Raw genomic sequence first — 22,342 nt, forward strand, 5'->3', positions numbered from 1 at the left:
GTACACAGAAATCATGATGTACCCCGGGATGTCTCTGTCCTTTTACTGGAGTGTGACATCCTTACCACGCCTCTTGCGTAAAGCGGCAGATTGTTTGAATGAAGTGCCTGCTACCTTTAGGATTTTGTCATTAATGCTTTTGTCATTGGCAACATTTGTATTTAAATTGTTTGTTGCTTTCTTTTGAAATACTTTATTACTATATCGTAAATTAATATTCATTTTAAACAAAAAATAATAAGAATTGGCGCTGAGAGAGAGCCGTGAGTAAAAAAACGAAGGGGTGGTTAAGCCGCTATGTGCGGCCATTGGTGTTGGCTTTGTCGGGGGCGCTGCTGCTGCTGCGCCCCGCATCCGCGACCGCGACGGCGCCCGGGCCGTCTGCCCAGCCTTCCTATGCTTTCTATTACGGGCCGGCTCCCTTGCCGCTCGAGGCCCTGACGGCTTTTGACCATGTCGTCGTCGAGCCGGACAGCGGTTTCAATCCCCGTCAGGTCCGTACCCCGCACACCGACTGGCTGGCCTATACCAGCGTCGGCGAAGTCACGCGCCAGCGTGACTACTTCGCACGCATGCCCAAGAGCTGGCTCAAAGGCGGCAATCACGCCTGGGACTCGCTGGTCATCGATCAGTCTGCCGCCGGCTGGCCGGCTTTCTTTGTCGAGCAGGTGATTACCCCGCTGTGGCAACGCGGCTATCGCGGCTTCTTCCTCGATACCCTGGATGCCTTCCAGCTCATCGCCAAAAACGACCGCGAGCGCCAGTTGCAGATTGATGGGCTGGTACGGGTCATTCGTGCCGTCAAGCAGCGCTATCCCGAGGCACGGCTGGTCTTCAATCGCGGATTCGAAATTCTGCCGCAGGTTCATCAACTGGCCGACGCCGTGGCCTTTGAGTCCTTGTACAAGGGCTGGGATCAGGGCGCCAAACGATTCACCGATGTTCCCCAGGCGGATCGCGACTGGCTCATGGCGCAGGTGAAACCGCTGCGCGAGCAATATCACCTGCCGGTGATCGCGATTGACTATTGTCCGGATCAGGATGCTGCCTGCGCGCGCGATACGGTTGCCCGCATCCAGTCCCAGGGGCTGATTCCCTATGTCACCGACCCCGGATTGCAGCGTGTCGGCATCGGCGCCCGACAGGCCATGCCGCGCCGTGTCCTGGTGCTGCAAGACCCGCCGCCCGGGGTCAGCCTGAATGTCTCGGACGGTGTGCTTTATTTGTCGACCCCCCTCAATTACATGGGCTATCGCCTTGATTATCTCGATATCAACCGCGATACCCTGCCCGAGGGCCCGCTGCAGGATCGCTATGCCGGGGTGGTGCTGTGGCTGAATAATCCGGTCGAACATCCCGAAAAGCTGCGAGCCTGGGTCACGCAGCAGATCGATCGTGGTGTGCGCGTGGTGTTCATCGGCACCTTTGGCATGCCGATCGCCGGCCAGTTTGCCCGCACGCTCGGCCTGACGCCTGCCGGCGCCGCCATGGATGGTCCGCTGCAGGTGACCCATGCCGATCCGTCGCTGATCGGCTATGAAATGCCGCCCCTGCCCAATCCGCGAGACTTCACGCCGGTACGTGTCGGTGCCGGCGGGCGCTCGCTGTTGCATCTGCAATCCGGCGAACTGTCGATGGATGCCGCCGCCCTGATGCCTTGGGGCGGTTATGTCATGCGGCCCTTCGCCGTCTACGCCATGGATGCGGTCGGCCAAACCCGCTGGGTGCTGCAGCCATTCGCATTTCTGCGCCAGGCGCTGAAGCTGCCGGACATGCCTGTCCCCGATCCGACGACCGAAAATGGTTTGCGCCTGTTCATGTCGCACATCGATGGTGACGGGTTTGCCTCCCGGGTGGAGTTTCACGCCGCTAACGGCGATACCTATTCGGGTGAAGCGCTCTACCGGGTGCTGAAACAATATGGGCTGCCGGTGACGGTCTCGGTCATCGAGGGGGAGGTGAGTGATGAAGGACCCAATGCGGCCATTGCCCCGCAGCTGCGCGACATTGCCCGGCGCATCTTTGACTTGCCCAATGTCGAGATGGCCAGCCATACCTATACCCACCCCTTGCCCTGGATGCAGGTGACCGGCCAGGGGGTGTCGACGACAGACTATGACAAGGCGGAAGGGGCGGGCGTGCCCTCGGTGAACGGTCTGTCCATCAATGTACCCGGCTACCGCTTTAATCTGACGCGAGAAATCGATGGCTCGGTGGCCGGCATCAACCGTCTGATGGCGCCACCCGGTAAACAGGTCAAGGTGGTGCTGTGGAGCGGGGATTGTCAGGTGCCGGCCGTGGCGCTCAAGCAGGCCGAGCAGGCGGGGGTGTTCAATATGAACGGTGGTGACACCCTGATGACCCACAGCAATCCCAGCCTGACTGCCGTGGCGCCGCACGGGGTCTGGAAAGACGGCTATTTTCAGCTGTTTGCCCCGAATCAGAACGAAGAGGTCTATACCAACCTCTGGCAGGGGCCGTATTACGGATACCGCCGGGTGCTGGAAACCTTCGAACTGACCGAGCGCCCGCGCCGGCTCAAGCCCATCGATATTTACTACCACATGTTTACCGGCACCAAGCAGGCCTCGCTGGTGGCACTCAACAGCGTCCTGCAAGGCGTGGCCCGCCAGCCGATCCACCCGGTTTTCGTCTCCGAGTATGCACAGACCATGCTCGATACGCAGCAGACCAGTGTGGCGCAAGAAGGGGAAGACTGGCTGATCCGCTCTGCCGGCGAACTGCGTACCGTGCGGCTGTCCCCAGACCAGGCCCCCGACCTGCAGACTGCCCAGGGGGTGGCCGGATTTCTTCCCGGTCCGGATGGCGTGTATGTCCATCTGACCGGCAGTGAAGCCCGGTTCCGTCTTTTGCCTCTGGCGCAGGCCCAGGCCGCCAGGATGGTCTGGCTGGCCAGTGCCAACGGGCGTATCAAGGATTTCCGTCGTACCCCCACCGGAGTGTCATTCGAGCTGGTCTCGCATGTGGCGCCACAATTCACCCTGGCCGGCCTGAGCACTTGCCAGGTCAGGGTCAACGATCGGCCTGTCAGTGGCCAGGCCACGGCTGACGGTCGTTTGTTCCGTCTGGGGGAGGTCGGTGTCGAGGTGACCCAGACCCTGCAGAGCGTGCATGTCGATGTCTCCTGTCAAGCCTGAGCGACTGCGGCTGCTGCCGCCCTATCAGTTGGCCGGACTGGCCTTGTTGCTGGTATTGCTGCTGGCACTGGTCTTCCCGCGTACCTCGCTGCAGGGGCGCTTGCTCGGGCAACCGCAATCCGACCAGCTGGCCATTGCCTATCTGGAGGCCTGGCAGCGCGTTGAGCCGGATAATCCCGACGTCCTGGGCACCTTGACCCGTGAATACCTGAAAGGGCAGCGGGCCGGCGATGCCCATCGCCTGATCGCCCGCCTCAAGGCCTCGCGTGACCCGGCGACGCGTCAGGATGCGCTGCTGATCGAGATCGGCCTGGCGCAAACCGCCGTTTTCTCCGCGCGCGATGCCGAGTTGCGCGCCTTGCGCAGCGATGAACTGGCGCTGTTGTTACAGCAAGCCCTGCCGCTGCCATGGCAGAACAGTCAGCTGGAGGCGCTGGCCGAGACGGCCCGTCAGGGGGGTGTTCAGCATCTGACGCCACGCTTCTATGCACAACTGGCGCAACGTGAACCTGCACGGGCCGCCCACTGGTGGCGCAAGACCGGCGAGGTGCTGCTTGCTCAGCGGCAATACCTTGCTGCAGCCCGTGCCTGCTTTGCTGCCCAGCAACATGAAACCGACAGCGCCCGGCAGCGGCAGGATTTCCTGGCCGGCTTGCGCGCCCTGCAGATGGGCAACCTGCTGCCCGAGGCCATGCAGGCCGCCGAACAGCATGCCGGCAAGTTGCTGGATGATGCCGAGACGCTGCGTTTTCTGACCCGACTGGCTCTGGCCAGCGGCCGGCCGGATTTGGCCGAGGATTATGTTCGTCGCTTGCTGAAAGCGGCGCCGCCCGCCCTGCCAGATCCCCAGCCTCAGCCGCGAGCCGGCTTTGTTTCCCGTTTGCCGGGAGAGCCGGTGCCGCAGCGCGCCCAGGCGGCGCGCGTCGAGCCGGCGCGAGCCGAGGCGCCCAGCGTGCGCCGCCTGGATCAAAGCGGGGTGCACAGCGCCCAGGATCTGGATCTGGCCTATCAGGTCTTCATGGCCAATGGCAATGTCGGCGATGCACAGAAAATTGCCCGCCTGGCCATGGACAGTCACCTGGATCCGGCGCTGTGGCAGCCGCGTCTGGCCCAGGCCGCGCTGTGGAACCGCGATCCGGCCACGGCACTGGCGCAGTTCCTGCAGCTGGCGCAACAGCATGGCGATGAAGCGATGTGGCGCCAGGTGGAAACCCTGGCCAAGGGCCTGAATGACACCGAGGCGCAGTTGCAGCTCTACCGGCACCAACTGGGGCAGCGTCCGGGTGATCTGAGCCTGGTCGACAAGATTGTGCGGGCTGAGGAAATGGCGGGTCGGCCGGAACAGGCCCTGAGCTTCCTGCAGGCCAGAAGCAATGGCCCGCAACGCATCGAGATCCTGCGCCGTGTGGCCGACCTGGCCTGGCGCAGCGGCCACGATGCCCTGGCGCTGCAAACCTGGCAGCTGCTGATGCAGATTGATGCGCCCCGGCCAGCCTATGCCTTGCCCCTGGCCAAGGGGCAATTCCGCCAGCAACAGTATGCCGCCAGTCTGGCTACACTCGATGCTGCCCGGCCCCTGGCCACCGGGGCCGATGTGGAGTATTGGCAAGCCTATAGCGTGATGGCCAGTCAGTTGCAGGACCGCGAGGCGGCACTGCGGGCAGACCGGCAACTGCTGAACGATGCGGACTCACGGATCGGCAGTGGTGAGCACCTGCTGGAGGCGATGGCGGCCAGCCCGCGCGAGAGTGCGCCGCTGGCGCTGCGGCTGTATCGGCAAACCGGCCATATCCCGTTTCTGGCCCGGTCCATTTCTGCCTATGTCAGCCTGGGGGATCTGGCTGCCGTCGATACGCTGTTGAACAGTCTGAGTCCCGAGGCACTGCATCAGGCAGAGCGCAGTGCCGATTTTCTGCTGGCGCGCTCCGATTACGCTTTGCAAAGCGGACAGCCGGTCGCCGGACTGGCTGACCTGTCGCATGCCGCCCGGCTGGCCCCGCGCAGCAGTGACGTGCAGGCGGCCTGGATCTGGGGCCTGATTGCTCAGGGACAGGACACCATGTTGCGGCAACTGCTGCCCCGGTTTGCGGCGCGGGCCGAGAGTGATGCCAGTCTGATCGGGGCTTATGCGGCCGCCTGGCTCTCCCTCGGCGAACCGCACAAGGCGCTGCATTACTTTGCCCTGGCCCGGCGTGGTCGCGAGCGAGATCCGCTCTGGTTGCTGGCCTATGCCGAGGCCATGGATCTGGCACAGCGCCCCGGTGCGGCCTGGCAGTTGCGTCAGCATGTCTGGCGCGATCTGCTGCCTGCCCGGTTGACCCGGTCCAGAACCGCCGCCGCACGCCAGACCCTGTTGCCGGCCCTGGTCGCGCTGTCCGGCCAGTTTACCGACGCCGACCATGGCCTGGCGCTGCTGCGTCAGGCCATGCAGCAGGCGGGCGAACCTCTGCCACCTGCGGTGAACGATGCGGCGCTGGCCTGGGCGCAATCGCACGAAGCGCATGCCCTGGTGAAGTCCTGGCTGACCCGGCGCTATCTCAACTGGCTGGCACAACCGGCACAGGCGCAGGTGGCACTGGCCCTGCAGGCCCGGGACACCGTGGCATTGAACCGCCTGCTCACAGAAAAACGGGGGCAGTTACCTCAGGAAAACCGCATCGAAGCCATGGTGCAGACCGGACGTCTGGCCGAGGCCCAGTCATCTGCCTTCGCAGCCATGCAGCACCAGCCTGACAATGACAGCCTGCAAACCACGCTGCGCGAGCAGTTGCAGGCCAATGCCCAGTCAGTCACGCCGTTCTGGCGCAGTGTGCGCCAGAACGCACTGCGTTATGACCAGTTCGGGCTGAGTGCCGGACTGCGACTGGACGAGCGTCAGTCCCTGCAGCTGGGATTTCTCCAGCGCAACCAGCGAAGCGATGCGGCGGTGCTGCCCGGTGCCCCTGGACAGGATCATACGGTCTCGCTCGGCTACCGCTGGCAGGGGATCGATACTGACCAGACCGTGACGGTGGCCTCGCGCCAGGGGTGGCGTGGCATCACCCAGGTGCGCCTGGAGGGCAGTATCCGCGGCGGTGCTCTGAACTATGCGCTGGGAAGTGCGCAAAACGCCGAAGAGACCAGTGTCTTGCTGCTGGGCGGGATGAAGAACCTCGCCGCCCTGGGGGGCAGCTGGCAGCAGGGGCGCTGGTTTGCCAGCGGTCGTGTTGAATACGACCGTTTTTACCTGCAGGATCGCAGCTTCCTGGGGGAGGGGTATCAGGCCAGCCTGGATGCCGGCTACAAATTCCGCTTTGGCTATCCGGACTTTACCGCCCACCTGGTCGCCAATCATGGTCAGTACAGTCCGTATGGCAGCGTGACGCCGTCGGGACTCACGCTGTTGCCGAATCCCGGCACCAGCGCCGCTGCCGAGATCATGCCGCAGACCTTTACCCAGAGCGGGCTGCTGCTGAGTTTCGGGACCGATCTGCCGGGGGGCTACAGCCATGCGTTCCGCCCTTACCTGGAGGCCGGACCGGTCTACGACAGTCATGCCGGCTGGGGGGCTAGCATCAATCTGGGGGTGGTGGGCTCGGTGTTTGGCCGTGATCGCTTGTCGCTCTTTTACCAGCACCAGGACATGGCGGCCCAGGGGTCTTCCCCGGTGACCGAAGTCGGGGTGCGCTATAGCTGGTTTTATTAGGAATCGGTTTTGAGGAGTCAAAAATGAGAAGCATCAAACAGTTGCTGTTGCTGGCTGTGGTGGCACTCGGGCTGAGTGCCTGTGCCGGCATCGAGGTTGCGCCGCCGCCTGCGGCGCTGTCCGGCGCACAACCCTGGGCCGTCCTGCCGCTGGAAAATCTGACCGATACGCCGATGGCAGGACAGCGGGCTGCCGAACTGGCGGCCACGGTCCTGAGTACGCGCGGGGTATCCGATGTACAGCGCTATGTGGCGGACAACGGCGAAGAAACCTTGTTCGAACCGGCTGCGGCCGATCAGCGTGCGCGCGGCCTGGCCTGGGCCCGCAGCATTCATGCCCGTTATGCCCTGACCGGTTCGGTCATCGAGTGGCGCTACAAGGTGGGCGTGGATGGTGAACCCGTGGTGGGTTTGACCTTGCAGCTGATCGACCTGGAGAGTGGCAAAGTCATCTGGCGCGGCGCCGGTCATCAGGAAGGGTGGGGCAACAATTCGCTGGCCGGCGTGGCCGCGGCGCTGTCGCGCAAATTGCTGTCACCACTGACCAGTGCCATCGTGGACTAAGCCGGGAGTCGCTGACTTGTCTGAAGCCAAAACCAAGGGTCGCAAAACCGAGCAAGCCTTCAAGTTGCGCCGTGGCCATGCCGCACAGGGGGGCTCGCGCTGGGTATCGCTGATTGCCTCCGAGCGCCTGCGTCAGCGGGCGCCGGCACTGATTGCCATGGAGACTGTGCTGGTGTCCCTGGCTATCTTGTTATTGCTGCACCTGGCCAACCCGGCCGATCCGCTGCTGATTGATGCCGGCTTCGGCTGGATCTGGCTGGTGCCGCTGATCTGTGCCTTGCGCTATGGCTTGATGCAGGGGGTGTTGTCCAGCCTGCTGCTGTTGCTGGCTTACAGCCTGCAACGTTCGGCAGAGCAGCCCTTCCCGCTGCCGTTTTTCCTGGGCGGGTTCACCCTGGTGCTGATCGGCGGCCAGTTCGGCGATACCTGGGGCAGCAAACTGCGTCACATGCGTACCGTCACCGACTACCTGAACGAGCGCCTGGGGGTGCTGACCAAGACCCACTTCCTGCTGCGGCTGTCACACGAACGGCTCGAACATGACTTGTTGTCGCGGCCGGCGACCCTGCGTGATTCCCTGTCGCAGTTGCGCGCCCTGTCACTGCAACTGGAAGGGCTGAATCCGGATCAGGAGCCGGATCTGCAGCAGCGACATGCGCGTCGCTTTGTCGAGATTGCCGCCCATGCCTGCCAGCTGGAGCGGGCACAGCTGCATGTCTGTCACCGGGGCGTGCCGGATGAGGAGCCTGCTGCCACCGTGGGGGCACCCTTCCATCTCGATCGTCAGGATATTCTGGTGCGCTATGCGCTGGCACATCGCACGCTGGCCCATGTCCAGAGCAAGCAGCTGGCCCCCGGCATCAAGACCGACTACATTGCCGTGGTGCCGCTGGTCGATGCCGTGGATGAGATTTTGGGCGTGCTGGTGGTACGGCACATGCCTTTCATGGCGCTGAGCGAAGAGAACCTGCAATTCCTGCTGGTGTTGAGTGGCTATTACGCCGACGGCGTGCGGCAAGGTGCCGTGGCCGGCCTGCTGCTCTCGGTCTATCCGAGCTGTCCGGCAGACTTTGCCCTGGATTTCTCGCGCCTGGTCCGGCTGGCGCACCAGTCCGGCATCGACTCCTCTCTGGTCGCCCTGAGCTTTGCCAAGACCGATATGGGCAAAACCCTGTTCGACCATCTGCAGATGAGCCGTCGTGCCCTGGATGTGCAGTGGGTGATCCCCGGGCCGGAACGTGATGCCATCGTGGTGCTGATGCCATTGTCTGGCGAGAGCGCCGTCGAGGGATTCCTGCTGCGTATCGAGGAGAGCATGCGCGCCCAGTTCGGTGTGGATTTCGAGACTGGCCGCGTGTCGGTCAATACCATGCCCCTGCCCACCGAGGCGCCGGCACGCGAGCTGGCTGCCTTCTTCCGCCGGTGCCAGATCGATGTCTGAGCTGCTGATCGCCGCGCGTCTGCGCCGCGCCATTCCGCTGCTGATGCCCGGCATCCTGCTGCAAAGCTATGTCCTGTACCGTCTGCTGACGGCACCCATGCAGACCGCCAGCAGCAGCTGGGTGGTGTGCATGTTGCTGTTGCAGGCACTGGCGGCCTTGCTGGCCACCCCGGCCACGCTGACCTTGCTGCCGCGGCGGTTCAAGCATCGCCAGGCACTCACCGGGCTGTTTCTCTGGTGCTATCTGTTTGCCGTGCCGATCGGCGGCCTGTTGCTGACCTGTGGCGCCATCGCCCTCGCTTCGCGCCTGCCGGCCGAACCCGAGGATTTGCCGATCGAGCTGACCTGGGCACCCACCTTCCTGGCACCGCAGGCATCGACCTCTTTCGGCCGGGGGGCGCACCTCAAATCGGTGCTGCAAAGCCAGGGGGCGGCCTCGTCGTTTCGCATGACCGCCCTGATGGCCATGCAGGCCATGCCGATGCGCACCGTGTCCCCCTTGCTGCGCACCATGCTGGACGATCAGTTTGAAGATATCCGGCTGCTGGCTTTCTGGATGCTGGATCGCCAGGAGAAAGAGCTGACCCAGAAAATTCTCGACCAATTACCCCGACTCAAGCTGACGCTCAGCAAGAGCGAGCGCTATCGCGTCAACAAGGAGCTGGCCCTGCTGTACAACGAACTGGTGTATTCCTATCTGGTGCAGGGTGATGTGTATCGCCATGCCGCACGCGAGGCCGATCGTTATGCGGCCGAAGCGCTGGCGCTGATGCCGGGCGATGCCTCTTTGTGGCGCCTGCGCGGCCGGCTGGCCCTGGACCGGGGCGATACCGCCTCGGCGACGACCATGCTGGATCTGGCCATGGTGCATGGCTTTGAGCGTTTGCGCCTCCTGCCCTACCTGGCGGAGGTCGCCTATCTGGATAAAGACTATGCCCAGGTCAAGGCGCTGCTGGCTGCTCAGCCGCTTTCCAGTGCCTTGCCGGTCATGCAGCCGGTGATCCGTTACTGGAGTGATCAGCCATGAGTCCCCTTCTGCCCAAGGCCGAACAGGCCGATATCGCCCTGCTGCTGGAGGGAACATTCCCCTATGTGCGCGGCGGGGTCTCCAGCTGGATCAACCAGATGATCCGTGCCTTTCCCGATCTGCGCTTTGCCATCGTATTCATCGGCAGCAGCCCCGACAGCTATGGCGAGATGGCCTATGCCTTGCCGGACAACGTGGTGCACATGGAGTGTCACTATCTGTTCGATTTCGCCGTTGACCCGCAGCGCCAGCCTGTCAAACCCAGTCTGCGGGGTGACCCCGAGGTGTTCCGCCAGGTGGCGTCGCTGCACGGCAAACTGCGCAGCCCGCAGGGCAAACATCAGGCCAGCAGCATGTTGCGCCAGCTGATGCCCCTGATGCAGCCCGGGGGTAAGTTGTCCGCCGAGGTGTTCGCCCATTCCGAACAAGCCTGGCAGTTTCTGACCGACAACTATCGCGAGTACTGCACCGATCCGTCGTTTACCGACTACTTCTGGACGGTACGCATCATGCACCAGTCGATCTGGAAGCTGGCCGCCGTGGCGGAGCAACTGATCCCGGTGCGGGTATTCCATACCGTCTCGACCGGTTATGCCGGCCTGCTCGGTACCATGCTGCAGCAGCGGCGCGGCCAGCCTTTGCTGGTGTCGGAGCACGGCATCTATACCAAGGAACGCAAGATCGACCTGTTTCAGAGTCAGTGGATTCGCGATAATCGCAGCGTGTTCGAGCGCGATGCTGCACAGATCGGCTATTTCCGCGATCTCTGGATGCGTTTTTTCATGGCGCTGGGACAGATGTGTTACGACTCGGCCAGCGATATCGTCGCCCTGTACGAGGGCAACCGCCAGCGCCAGATCGGCGACGGTGCGCCCGAGGAAAAGACCTGCACCATTCCCAATGGCATTCAGCTCGAACGGTTTGCCCGGTTGCGCGATCTGCGACCGGCCGCCATTCCCCCCGTGCTGTGCCTGATCGGCCGGGTGGTGCCGATCAAAGACGTGAAAACCTTCATCCGTTCGATGCTGACGATTCTGGACACCATGCCCGAGGCCGAGGCCTGGGTGGCGGGTCCGGATGATGAAGACGAAGACTATGCCAATGAGTGCCACCGTCTGGTCGCCAGTCTCGGCCTGAGCGAGAAAGTGCGCTTTCTCGGCATGCAGCAGGTAGAGGATTTGTTGCCGCGGGTGGGACTGGTGGTGCTCAGCTCGATTTCGGAGGCCCTGCCGCTGGTGGTGCTGGAAGGCTTTGCCGCCGGCGTACCGGCCGTCACCACCGAGGTCGGTGCCTGTCGCGAGCTGATTGACGGCCGCCCCGGTGAGGATGCCGCACTGGGCCGCGCCGGCGAAGTGGTGCCGATTGCCAACCCCGGAGCCCTGGCCGGTGCCGTGTTGTCCCTGCTGCAGCACCCGGCGCGCTGGCAGGCAGCGCAACGTGCGGGCATCGCCCGGGTGGAGCGCTATTACACGCAGGCGCAGATGATTGGCAGCTATCGTGAACGCTATGAACGCTTGCTGGCGATGCCGCCGGATGGCGGGGAGGGGCGCTGATGGCCGGTATCGGATTTGAATTGCGCAAGATGCTGCGGCGTAATTCGCTGGCAGGCCTGTTGCAGGCGTATACCTATGCCGGCCTGATCAGTGCCGGTCCGTGGATGCTGTCCATCGTGGGCATCCTGCTGATCGGTGTGCTCAGCCTGCCGTTTGTGGTCCCGACCTTTCTGATTGCCCAGTTCCAGGTGTCCGTCACCTATCTGATCGCCGGCAGTCTGGTGCTGACCGGTCCGTTCCAGCTGGCCTATACCCGCTTTACCGCCGACCGCCTGTTCGAGAAGCGGCAAGATCTGGTGCTGTCGAATTTTCACGGCGTCGTGCTGCTGATCAATCTGGGCGCGTTGCTGTTTGGCGTGCCGACCATTCTGTGGCTGTTCCACGGTACATCCGGGGTGTATCGCCTGTTCATGCTCAGCGGCTTCGTGATCCTGGCCAATATCTGGATCGCCGCCATTTTCCTTTCCGGTCAGAAACGGTACATGCATATCCTGCTGGTATTCCTGATCGGTTACGGCGCCACCGTCGTGGGCTCGCTGCTGCTGAATACCCATGGTCTGGAGGGGCTGCTGGCCGGCTTCGTGCTCGGTCAGTGCGTGCTGCTGTTCGGTCTGCTGTTGCTGATCTACCGTGAGTTTCCCGGCCGTCTGTTCATTTCGTTTGAAATGTTCCACAAGGCCCATCGCCATACCGCGCTGATGTGGATCGGTCTGCTGTACAACCTGGGTATCTGGGTGGACAAGCTGATGTTCTGGTATGCCCCGGCCACCGGTCAGGCGGTGATCGGCCCGCTGCATGCCTCGATCATTTACGATATGCCGGTCTTTCTGGCCTATCTGGCGATCATTCCCGGCATGGCGGTGTTCCTGATGCGCATCGAAACCGATTTCGTCGAGTATTACGATGCCTTCTATAGCGCGGTCCGGGAAGGCGCTTCGCTGCAGCATATCGAGAATGTCCGCAACGGCATGGTCGATGCCCTGCGTACCGGGCTGTACGAGATCGTCAAGGTGCAGTCGATTGCGGCCATCCTGTTGTTTGCCAGCGGCGCCGAGCTGTTGCGCTGGCTGGGGATCTCGGTCCTGTACCTGCCGCTGTTGCAGGTCGATGTGATTGCCGCCAGCCTGCAGGTGGTGTTCCTCGGCATCATCAACATTTTTTTCTACCTCGACAAACGTCGCGTGGTGCTGGCGGCGACCAGCGGTTTTTTGTTGCTCAACATGCTGCTGACGGGAATCACCTTGCAACTCAACCCCGCCTGGTATGGCTATGGGTTTGCCGGAGCCATGCTGATTGCGGTGGTGATCGGGCTGGCGGCGCTGGATCGCAAGCTGGAGCGGCTTGAGTACGAAACCTACATGCTGCAGTAAGCGCAACTGGCTACATTTGTGCGTTGGACTTGACCTGACTCCGCGCGGCTTGTTTGACAAAGGGGTATACTGCGAAGCTATTTTATGTCGGACGACACGTCGTCCTGACATGACAATTGATCCAGGTGCTCTGACCCATGTCCATGGGAGGAGTGAAACGGGAAGCCGGTGACGCTGCCATGCAGCCAGTCCGGCGCAGCCCCCGCTGCTGTAGGCCTGACGAATCTGCCACATGCCACTGTGCCGCTTTGCGGTGCGGGAAGGCCGGCCGAGGAGGATGAAGGCGAGCCAGAAGACCGGCCTGGGTCATCGGTAGTGCCAATCTCTGGGGTGGGGAACGGTTCTGCGGTTGTGCGCCTGCGACTTCGGTGTGTGGCTCCGGATCGGATTTCCCTTGGTGATTGGCCGGCTTGGATCCGCCGGATCCGTTCTTCGCAAGGGAGAGCAGTTCATGCACATTGAAGATGGCATCCTGTCACCACAGGCATGCGCAGTCTGGTACGCGGCGACCGCCGTGTTCGTCGTTCCCGGGATTTATCAGATCAAACGCAAGGTACAGGAAAACCTGTCCTATAAGCCGTTCCTGGCCATGATCGGCGTGGCGGTCTTCGTCATTTCCGCCATGCACTTGCCGGTGCCGGTGACCGGATCATGCTCGCATCCTTGCGCCACGGCGCTGGCGGCGATTCTGGTCGGGCCCTGGGCGTCCGCGGTCATCTCCACCATCGTGCTGTTCTTCCAGGCAATTTTCCTTGGTCATGGCGGTATCACCACGATTGGCGCAAATACTTTCTCGATGGGGATCGCCGGCGCCCTGTCCGGCTATGTGCTGTGGAAAAGCCTGCGCGCGCTGAATTGCCCGCTGTGGCTGGCCGCCGGCCTGGCCGGGGTGGTCGGTGACCTGATGACTTATCTGGTCAGTGCCTTCGAGCTGGCCTGGAGTCTGCACGGCAATATGCCGCTGCTGACCCAGTGGATGATTTTCTTCATGGGTTATGCCCCGACCCAGTTGCCCCTGGCCCTGGCCGAGGGGGTGTTTACCGCCGTCGTGCTGCAGGCGATGGCCAGCCGCCGGCCCGATCTGTTGCCCGGCATCCTCGTCAGCAAAGGAGCCTGAGATGTCACATCCCGCACGCGATCTGTCGCAGAACCGTTTCTTCGATGGCTTTACCCGCTGCATGCTGGCCGTGATGTGTGCCTTGCTGCTGTTCATCTTTGTCTCGGCACGCTATATGAGTGCACACCAGATGGAAGCCGCCGGCACGGATGATCATGTGAATAACCTGGCGACCCAGGTCACGCAGCGCGATCATCATCCCTTCCTTGAGCTGCCGGGCGATGCCCAGGTCGGCGCTTTCTCGGTTGCCAACTTCTTTGCCGGTCTGATTGTCGGCTATCACTGGCTGCGGCTTTTCGGGCGGCGTGAAGGTCAGTGCCGTTGTCAGCAGGAAGACTGAGTGGTCAGCCTGGCACGCCATGATGCCGTCGCTGCCTCGGCCGCGGCCGGGGCAGATGGCCGCATCAAGACCCTGTTGTTGCTGGCGGCGGTCGTCGTGGCCTCGACTTTGCGGCATGGTGTGCTGGCGCTCGCGCTGTGGCTGGGGGCGCTGGCGCTGTTCGCGCTGCTGGGGCTCAACGGGCGCGATTTGTGTCGTCGTCTGCTGATGCCGCTGGGTATTGCCTGGGTGGTGCTGCTCAGTGTCATGCTGACGCGCGGCAGTCAGGTGCTGTGGCAAGTCCCGCTCTGGGGCTGGACGCTCAGGGTGTATGCCGAGGGGCTACAATACGGCGGCTTGCTGTTCCTGCGCATCATGGCTGCCGTGACCCTGGCGGCGCTGCTGGCGATGACGACCCCGATGGTGGAGATTCTGGCGACCCTGCGGCTTTGTCGAGTGCCGCTCATCATGATCGAGCTGGCTGAGATGATGTACCGCTACCTGTTCATTCTGCAGGACACCGCACAGACCATGCGGCGGGCGCAATTGAGCCGCCTGGGGGCCGAGGCCGGCTGGCTTGGGCGTGTGGCCGATGTCGGCCGGCTGGCGGCCAGCATTCTCATCAAGTCGCTGGATCGCAGCACGCGCATCTATCAGGCCATGCTGGCGCGCGGCTATGACGAGAACAGTCCGGTCATGACGCACTTCCGTTCGGCCATCTCCCGGCGGGATTACTATGTCGGCCTGCTTGGCCTGTGCGCACTGAGCTTGCTGGCTTTTTTCAATTACTGGCTGGGTTGACCACCGATGACACACCCCATGATCGAGCTGAATCAGGTCAGCTACACCTATCCCGATGGCTGTCAGGCCCTGCATCAGCTGGATCTGTCGATTGCTGCCGGTGAACGGGTGGCGGTGCTTGGCCCCAACGGCGCCGGCAAGTCGACCCTGTTCCAGTTGTTCAACGGTCTGTTGCTGCCGAGCTCGGGACAGGTGACCGTGGCAGGCCTGCCCGTCTGTCGTGCCAATCTGCCGGCCTTGCGCCGTCAGGTCGGCATGGTGTTTCAGGATGCCGACGACCAGTTGTTCAATGCCACGGTGTACCGTGAAGTGGCCTATGGGCCGATGAATATGGGACAGCGCGGCGAGACGCTGGACGCGACGGTGAAATGGGCGCTGGAGGTTGTCGGGATGAGCGATTACCTCAGTCGCAACCCCTTCAATCTCAGCGGGGGGGAAAAGAAGCGCCTGTCTCTGGCCTGCGTGCTGGCCATGCGTCCCAAGGTGCTGGTGCTCGACGAGCCGACCAATGCGCTGGACCCGAAGGCCGCCGGGATGCTGGTGTCGCTGCTGAATCAGATCAACCGTGAGCTGGGTGTGACCCTGCTGTTTGCCACCCATGATGTGGATATCGTGCCCTTGCTGGCCGATCGGGTGTTTCTGCTGGATCGCGGCAGAATGCTGCTGGGCGGCAGTCCGGCTGAAGTGTTCAACCAGCGCGAGGTGGTCCGGGCGATCGATCTGCGGTTGCCGCGGGTCGCTCATCTGGCCGAAATCCTGATGCGCGACGGCCTGATCCCGGAAGGTCCGCTGCCGCTGAGCATCGGTCAGGCCCGTACCCTGCTGCGACAGGTGCTGGCGGCCGAGGAGGCGGATAGGCCGCTGACTTTCTCCTCCCCGGCGCCGCGTACCTGCCAGGGGTAATCTCTCTGTTCCCGGGGCGGGCGTTGCCTGGCCCTCGCATCATCAAGCCGCCGGCAGCCACACTGCCTGACCACTGTCGGTGTGCGCCCGGCTGAATGGCAATCCGTACAGGGCCTGCAGCAGGGTCTGGTCCAGCGCTCGGGTCGGCACATCGCCCACCAGTTGCCCGGCACGCAACAACAGCAAACGGTCGAAATGACGAACGGCATGATTCAGGTCATGCAGTACCGCCAGCAGGGCATGGCCGCGTTCGCGGGCAAAGCGGTCGAGCTGGCGTGACAGCAGGTGTTGCAGGCCGGGGTCCAGGGCACTGAGCGGCTCGTCCACCAGAATCAGCCCCTGGCGAATATCCCATAGCTGGGCAAACAGCCGGGCCAGATGCACCCGCGCCGCTTCGCCGCCGGACAGGCTGTCGATGCTGCGTCCGAGCAGATGGCCGCAGGCGGCGAGGGCCGCGGCCGCGGCCACGAACTGGCCGGTCAGGCCATCCTCTCGGCCCAGGCGTCCCAGGGCGATGACTTGCTCGACGGTCAACGCGAAAGCGACCCGGGTGGATTGCGGCAGGACGGCCCGGCGGCGGCTCAGGGCGGGGAGCGACCAGGATGCCAGCGGCCGACCGGCCAGCAGGATGCTGCCCGACTGAGGGGGAAGATCACCGGCCATGGCATGCAGCAAGGTGGATTTGCCCGCGCCGCTGGGGCCGAGGATGGCGACCCGTTCACCCGGGCCAATGGCCAGGCTGAAGGGGCCGAAAGATTGCTGGCCCTGGGCCAGCCGGCAGTGTTGTAGTTGCAGCAAGGTATCCATGCTAGCTCCGGGACAGGGAATGGCTGCGCAGCAGCGAGAGGAAAAAAGGCACGCCGAGCAGGGCCGTGAAGATACCGACCGGCATTTCCGCCGGCACGGCCAGCGAGCGAGCCAGGGTATCGGCCAATAACAGCAGCAGGGCGCCGATCAGCATGGAGAGCGGGGCACTGCTGACTTGATCTGCCTGCCCCAGACGGCGGGCAATGTGCGGGGCGATCAGCCCGATGAAGCCGATCATGCCGCACCAGGCGACGGTGATGCCGGCCAGCAGCGCCACGCGCCAGGTCACCGCACTGCGCAGGCGCAGGACCGAGATACCCAGGTGACCTGCCGTGGCCTCTCCCAGCGCCAGCGCATTGAGCTGGCGACACAGCGCCGGCAGGCGCCAGAGTGTCAGCACCATCAGAACCAACAGCAGGCCGGCCAGCAACCAGTTGGCGGCTGCGAGCGAGCCCAGCGTCCAGAATGACAGGCTGCGCAGCTGTTCATCATTGGCCAGATAGGTACACAGTCCGATCAGGGCACCGGCCAGGGCGTTGAGGGCAATCCCGCACAGCAGCAGACCGCTGATCGAGCCGGGCGCCAGCCAGCGGGCCAGACGATCCAGTCCGATGCAGACCGCGAAGGCGCCGGCAAAGGCCGCCAGCGGCAGCAGCCACTGACGCAGTGGCTCGGCCAGGTTCAGACTGTGTCCCAGCACGATGCACAGTGCAGCGGCGCAGGCCGCTCCGCTGCTGACGCCCAACAGACCCGGGTCGGCCAGCGGGTTGCGGAACAGCCCCTGCGTCAGCGAGCCGGCCAGCCCCAGCGCCGCCCCCACCAGCAAGGCCAGCAGCAGGCGCGGCAGCCGCAATTGCCACAGCACCCAGCCACTGCCGTTCAGCGGCCCCTGCCACGGCGCCAGCCAGTCATGCCAGCCAATGGCCACGGCGCCAAACTGGGCGCACAGGGCGAGCAGTCCCAGACCGACCAGCGCCAGCCACAAGGCAGATTGGCGCGCACTCATGAGTTTTGTCCTGCAGGCAGGGTCTGCACCAGCCAGTCGACCGCCTGCGGCAGGCGCGGGCCGAAGCCGAGCAGCAGCAGGGCATCCTGCGACAAGATACGCCGCTGCTGGCCGGCGGGTGTCTGTGCCACGCCAGGCAGCCGCAACACGCCTTCCACGCCACCAGCTGCCGCCAGTCCGTCACCGGAGAGCAACAGGGCATCCGGTCGGGCGGCGACCACCGCTTCGGCGGTCATGGGGCGATAGCCATTGAAACCTTGCAGGGCATTGCGCGCGCCGGCATAGCGCAGCATGGCATCGGCCGCCGTGCCGTTGCCGGCCACCAGCAGTTGGCCCGGGGCGGCGTTGAGCATGAACAGCACTCGTGCCGGTGGCGAATGTCGTGCCGCCACCTTGCCCTGCACCTTCTGCCAATCGCGCTGCAGCCGGGTTTGCAGCTGGGCTGCCTGCGTGGTGCGTCCGGTCAGCTCGCCGACGCGGGTGATGCGGCTCAGCACGCCTTCGAAGCGGTGGTTGCCAGGCAGGATGTGCACCGGCACACCGGCTGCGCTGATCTGGCGCAGTACGGCAGGCGGACCGGCATCCTCGCTGGCCAGCACCGCTCCGGGGGCCAGCGACAAGATGCCTTCGGCCGACAGGGTGCGGGCATAGCCGACGCCGGGCAGGCTCTGTGCAGCGGCCGGGAAGCGCGAGGTGCTGTCGACGCCGACCAGCTGCCGTTCGGCCCCGAGGGCATAGATGATCTCGGTCAGCGCCCCGCCGACGCAGACCAGCCTGGCGTTGTCAGGACGGGAGGCGGCCCGCAGCAGGGGCGACAGCATGCCCAGTCCGAGCGCTGCCGCCCCTTGCAGCAGCGCCCGGCGCGGCAGGATCAGACCGTGCATGCCGTGGCCTCGTCTTGCAGCCAGTCCAGCAGGGCGCGCCAGTCGCTGCGTTCCGGCAACCCCGGCTTGCGCGCGCCAAACAGCATGGCAATGGTTTCGCCCGCTGCGTCAAACAGCTCCAGCGAGCACACCAGGCCGTCACGGGTTGGCTTTTTCACCAGCCAGGCTTCGGCGACCCGATCCTGGCGCAGATGCAGGTTGAACCCCTCATCCATGACGTTGATCCACGGACCTTGCTCGACGATATGCTGTACCGGGCCGGTATGGATCTGAATCATGCCGGGATTGCCGGTGAAGACCATGATCGGTACGGCACGCAGGGCGGCCTCGCGCAGCAGCAGGCTGATGGCCGTGGGCTCCAGCGGTCGGGCGAAGCGCGCTTCGGCCAGTCGCAGTCCCTGGCGGCGCGAGACGCCGTACTGCTTCAGCAGGGCAAAGAAGTCATGGGTATCGCGCAGGTCCGCCCATCCCTGGTGCAGTCCCTGGACATCAATGGCACTGTCCGGCGATTCCGCCTCGGGTGGCGGGGCGGGCGGCAGGGTGCCCAGCGGCGCCGGTGCAGCCACCTCGAATCGCTGGCACAGCGCCTGCCAGGCCGCCTGATCGCTGTCTGGGCGCAGATAGATTTTGTGGATGGCCCGGCCATGGTGGTCGTAGAACTGCAGGCTGTGCTGCGCACTGCTGCCGTGAAGGTCCGATACCCGGTAGCCATAGGCCCAGTGCTCGAAGAAGATGCGCAGGTCGATGGCCTCATCCAGCACCAGACCGATGCGCTCGCCATGGCTGAATGGGCGGTACACGCCGGTCTTCTCATGGACGCAATCTTCATTGCGGGTCAGGGCCATGACCTGGCCCAGCGTGGCCAGCTGGCTGAATATGGCCGGCCAGTCGCTGTCAAGGCGTCGGGCCTGCAGCAGCGCGTCTTGCGGTGCGCCGGTATGGGCATCGATCAGATGGGCCTCCGTGACGCCCAGTGTGGCGGCGATATCGCGCTGACGGCGTCCCTGTTGGCGTTGTTCGGCAACCTGTTGCCGCAAAGTGTTCAGATCCATGATGTTCCTCAGAAGTTATAGCGGGCGTTGAGATAGGCATTGCGGCCCGGCGCGCTCCAGGCATCGGCGGTGCCGGTGTTGTTGGCCAGTCCACGGACATCGGACCAGTTCCAGTATTTCTGGTTGAACACGTTGTTGATGCCGGCGTTGAGGGTCAGCGCCTTGAGCGGCTTCCAGAACATGCCGAGATCCAGCGTGTTCCAGGCCGCCGGGGCGAACTGGCTGCTGTTCTGTGGCTGTGCAATGTCGCTGGCCGCCTTGCCGTTGGCATGCTGCAGGGTGGCGTTGGCGCCCCATCTTTCCTGTTCATAGGCCAGGGTCAGTACAGCCTTGAGTGGCTGGATGGTATTGATCGGCTGGCTGACGCCGTTCGCCTGGCTGTCGCCCTGTGCGGCCGCGACGCCGCCTTTCAGCCGCCAGCGCTCATCCAGCCACCATTCGGCACGGACTTCCCAGCCATGGATCCGGGCATCATGCAGGTTGATGTACTGGTAAACCGCCGGATTGGACGGTGTGCCGGCACCACTGACGACTTGTTGCGAGATCAGGTTGTCGTAGCGGCTGTCGTAATAGGCCAGCGAGTAACGCAGGCGGTCGTGTTTGCCGCGCAGGCCGACTTCGACGCTGTTCGCACGCTCCGCCTGCAGGTTGGCATTGCCGATGCTGGTATAGCCGAAGGCCGGGTTGCTGAAGTTGCTGTTGACCTGATCCGGTGTCGGGGCGCGGAAACCCCGTGCCCACTGGGCATAGGGCGCCAGTTCCGGCATCAGTCGCCAGACCAGGCCCAGGCGCGGTGACCAGGCCTGGTCGGACAGCGTCACGATGCTGCCGCTGTAGCCGGCACTCGACGGACTGAGGCGGTACTGGTCATAGCGCAGACCGGGAATCAGGCTGACGCTGCCCAGCTCGATTTCATCCTGCAGATACAGACCGGTCTGGGTATAGCGGGTGTCCGGAAAGCTCTTGCTCGGGAAGGTTGTGCCGGCCGGAGGCACCGTGCCGTTCTGCGGACTTTGTACCTGGCTGCGACTCCAGTCGAAGCCGTAACTCAGACGCTGGATCAGCGCGCCCGGCAACTGGCTCTCGAATTGACTGGAGAGGCCGACCGTATTGCTGATGTAGCTGTTGTCACGCGTGCGGTCGGCGGCGGTATAGCGGTCTTCGACCGTGCCTTGCACGACTTTGGCATTCTGCAGGTAGATCTGGCTTTCCACCTTCTGCCACAGCGGATTGGTCGGGTCGGCATAGCTGTACTTCAGTGATACCCGGTCGCGCTCGATGCGGTCGTCGGTCTGAAAATCCATCGTACTGCTGGCGCTGTAGGGGGGAAGGGCCCGTGCCGAGTACACCTCGGTTTGCTCGCGGCGACGCAGTGATTCGACGGTCAGTCCGAGCTGGCTGGCGGCATCCAGGCGGCGGATCAGTTTGCCCAGCACATAGCTGTTATGGGTATCGGCAGGGTTGGGGGTCGTCCGGTTGCTGTCCAGTGAGCCGTTGCTGCCCATATTCTTCTGTTCATGTCCCTGCTGATAGCTGACTTGCAGCAGCGATTGCCAGTCCTCCTGACGGCTGGCAAACGCCAGGCTGTTGGACCAACTGTTGTTGACACTGTTGTACCCGGCGCGGGCGAAGCCGCCGAGGGTCTGGCCGGCTTGCAGTACATCCTGCGGATCCAGGGTCTGGAAGCTCACCGCCCCGGCCAGACCATCACTGCCGTACTGGGTGGAGGCCGGACCGCGCAATACGTCCACGCGCTTGAAACCGTCCAGCGCCAGATAGTCGTCACGTCCGGTGGCGAAGGTCCCGAAGGAGAAGCTGGCCGGCACGCGGATGCCATCGACCATCATCAGCACCTGATTGCCTTCCAGACCACGGATATTGATGCTTTCGTTGCCGGCGCGCGCGGTGCTCGAACCGCCGATGCTGTAACGGTTGGGGCCTTGCGGGACGGAGACGTCCAGCTCGTCGCTGAACAGCTCCTTGATGTTGCGTGCCCCGGATTGTTCGATCTGCTGCCAGGTCTTGACGGTCACGCTGGCCGGTACATTGTCCACACGGCGTTCGGTGCGGGTGGCGCTGACGGTCACCTCTTGCAGTGACGGCGCCTGCTCGGGCGCCTGTCCGGCATGGGCCAGCGGGATGAGGCCGGCCATCAGGCTCATCGTCAGGGCGGTGTGTCGGGTTCGCGGCGCCGTGGCACGGCACAGGGCAAGCTGCTTGGGTGGCATGGTTCTCTCTGTTTTTTGTTGGAAAACCAAATAGTAAATGAGAATCATTCGCATTAAAAGAGGGAGGAACAGAATTGCCCCTTGTCGGCGCGCAAGCCGCCTATAATGACGCCCGGTTCAATCTGACAAGAAATGGCCTGACATGAATGCTGGGGCAGAAAAAGACCCGCTGCATGGACGCACGCTGGCGGCCATCCTGGAAGAGCTGGTGAAGTTTTATGGTTGGGAACGGTTGGGGCAGATGATCGACATCCGCTGCTTTACCCATGACCCCAGTATTGCTTCCAGCCTGAAATTTTTACGGCGAACACCCTGGGCGCGGGCCAGGGTCGAGGACGTGTATCGGGTGATGTTGCGCGAAAAGCCGGTCGTGCTGACGTTCGGCAAGCGCCCGGGCAGCGCTGAATAAGAGAGGTTGCCGGCGGCCA

At 63.6% G+C, this 22,342-nt stretch carries 17 protein-coding genes and 1 riboswitch; of the genes, 12 read left to right on the forward strand and 5 right to left on the reverse strand.

Annotated features, from left to right (window positions below):
- Positions 1–263: 263 nt before the first annotated feature.
- From JNO51_RS03585 to JNO51_RS03635, 11 genes are all read left to right on the forward strand, one after another.
- Positions 264–3,158: a bifunctional glycoside hydrolase 114/ polysaccharide deacetylase family protein gene (locus tag JNO51_RS03585; protein WP_215781469.1), complete on the forward strand. Its 2,895-nt coding sequence runs from the start codon at positions 264–266 to the stop codon at positions 3,156–3,158.
- Positions 3,133–6,843 carry a tetratricopeptide repeat protein gene (locus JNO51_RS03590; RefSeq protein ID WP_215781472.1) on the forward strand — a complete coding sequence of 1,237 codons (3,711 nt, stop codon included), beginning with the start codon at positions 3,133–3,135 and terminating at the stop codon, positions 6,841–6,843. The genes JNO51_RS03585 and JNO51_RS03590 overlap by 26 nt, the downstream gene beginning before the upstream one ends.
- Positions 6,844–6,866: 23 nt before the next feature.
- Positions 6,867–7,406: a hypothetical protein gene (locus tag JNO51_RS03595; RefSeq protein ID WP_215781474.1), complete on the forward strand. Its 540-nt coding sequence runs from the start codon at positions 6,867–6,869 to the stop codon at positions 7,404–7,406.
- A gap of 16 nt (positions 7,407–7,422) precedes the next feature.
- Positions 7,423–8,847: a PelD GGDEF domain-containing protein gene (locus tag JNO51_RS03600; RefSeq protein WP_215781476.1), complete on the forward strand. Its 1,425-nt coding sequence runs from the start codon at positions 7,423–7,425 to the stop codon at positions 8,845–8,847.
- Complete coding sequence (locus tag JNO51_RS03605; RefSeq protein WP_215781478.1) at positions 8,840–9,874, forward strand: lipopolysaccharide assembly protein LapB; 1,035 nt, start codon at positions 8,840–8,842, stop codon at positions 9,872–9,874. The genes JNO51_RS03600 and JNO51_RS03605 overlap by 8 nt, the downstream gene beginning before the upstream one ends.
- On the forward strand, positions 9,871–11,427 hold the full coding sequence (gene pelF, locus JNO51_RS03610; protein ID WP_215781481.1) for a GT4 family glycosyltransferase PelF: 1,557 nt from the start codon (positions 9,871–9,873) through the stop codon (positions 11,425–11,427). Before JNO51_RS03605 ends, pelF begins: the two co-directional genes overlap by 4 nt.
- Positions 11,427–12,797: an exopolysaccharide Pel transporter PelG gene (pelG, locus tag JNO51_RS03615; protein ID WP_215781484.1), complete on the forward strand. Its 1,371-nt coding sequence runs from the start codon at positions 11,427–11,429 to the stop codon at positions 12,795–12,797. The genes pelF and pelG overlap by 1 nt, the downstream gene beginning before the upstream one ends.
- Positions 12,798–12,903: 106 nt before the next feature.
- Positions 12,904–13,117: riboswitch (cobalamin riboswitch) on the forward strand.
- Positions 13,118–13,248: 131 nt separating this feature from the next.
- Positions 13,249–13,914 carry an energy-coupling factor ABC transporter permease gene (locus tag JNO51_RS03620; RefSeq protein ID WP_215781486.1) on the forward strand — a complete coding sequence of 222 codons (666 nt, stop codon included), beginning with the start codon at positions 13,249–13,251 and terminating at the stop codon, positions 13,912–13,914.
- Between the two features lies 1 nt (position 13,915).
- Complete coding sequence (locus JNO51_RS03625; protein ID WP_215781488.1) at positions 13,916–14,254, forward strand: hypothetical protein; 339 nt, start codon at positions 13,916–13,918, stop codon at positions 14,252–14,254.
- Positions 14,255–15,034, forward strand: coding sequence for a cobalt ECF transporter T component CbiQ (cbiQ, locus tag JNO51_RS03630; RefSeq protein WP_215781490.1), 780 nt, complete (start codon positions 14,255–14,257; stop codon positions 15,032–15,034).
- A gap of 18 nt (positions 15,035–15,052) precedes the next feature.
- On the forward strand, positions 15,053–15,937 hold the full coding sequence (locus JNO51_RS03635; protein WP_215781492.1) for an energy-coupling factor ABC transporter ATP-binding protein: 885 nt from the start codon (positions 15,053–15,055) through the stop codon (positions 15,935–15,937).
- 42 nt (positions 15,938–15,979) lie between these two features.
- Here JNO51_RS03635 and JNO51_RS03640 read toward each other — a convergent pair whose 3' ends face one another.
- From JNO51_RS03640 to JNO51_RS03660, 5 genes are read right to left on the reverse strand one after another with little or no spacing between them, the layout of a single operon-like run.
- On the reverse strand, positions 15,980–16,744 hold the full coding sequence (locus tag JNO51_RS03640; RefSeq protein ID WP_215781495.1) for an ATP-binding cassette domain-containing protein: 765 nt from the start codon (positions 16,742–16,744) through the stop codon (positions 15,980–15,982).
- Between the two features lies 1 nt (position 16,745).
- Positions 16,746–17,750, reverse strand: a complete 1,005-nt coding sequence (locus JNO51_RS03645) for an iron ABC transporter permease (RefSeq protein WP_215781498.1) — start codon at positions 17,748–17,750, stop codon at positions 16,746–16,748.
- Entirely contained in the window at positions 17,747–18,634 is an 888-nt protein-coding gene (locus JNO51_RS03650; RefSeq protein WP_215781500.1) for a hemin ABC transporter substrate-binding protein, read from the reverse strand. Before JNO51_RS03650 ends, JNO51_RS03645 begins: the two co-directional genes overlap by 4 nt.
- Positions 18,622–19,686, reverse strand: coding sequence for a hemin-degrading factor (locus tag JNO51_RS03655; RefSeq protein ID WP_215781502.1), 1,065 nt, complete (start codon positions 19,684–19,686; stop codon positions 18,622–18,624). Before JNO51_RS03655 ends, JNO51_RS03650 begins: the two co-directional genes overlap by 13 nt.
- 8 nt (positions 19,687–19,694) lie before the next feature.
- Positions 19,695–21,914 carry a TonB-dependent hemoglobin/transferrin/lactoferrin family receptor gene (locus JNO51_RS03660; RefSeq protein ID WP_215781504.1) on the reverse strand — a complete coding sequence of 740 codons (2,220 nt, stop codon included), beginning with the start codon at positions 21,912–21,914 and terminating at the stop codon, positions 19,695–19,697.
- 142 nt (positions 21,915–22,056) lie between these two features.
- On the opposite strand from JNO51_RS03660, the gene JNO51_RS03665 reads away from it, so the two are divergent.
- Positions 22,057–22,323, forward strand: coding sequence for a VF530 family DNA-binding protein (locus JNO51_RS03665; RefSeq protein ID WP_215781507.1), 267 nt, complete (start codon positions 22,057–22,059; stop codon positions 22,321–22,323).
- Positions 22,324–22,342: the final 19 nt, after the last annotated feature.

Source organism: Paludibacterium sp. B53371, assembly GCF_018802765.1.
Taxonomy (GTDB): Bacteria; Pseudomonadota; Gammaproteobacteria; order Burkholderiales; family Chromobacteriaceae; genus Paludibacterium.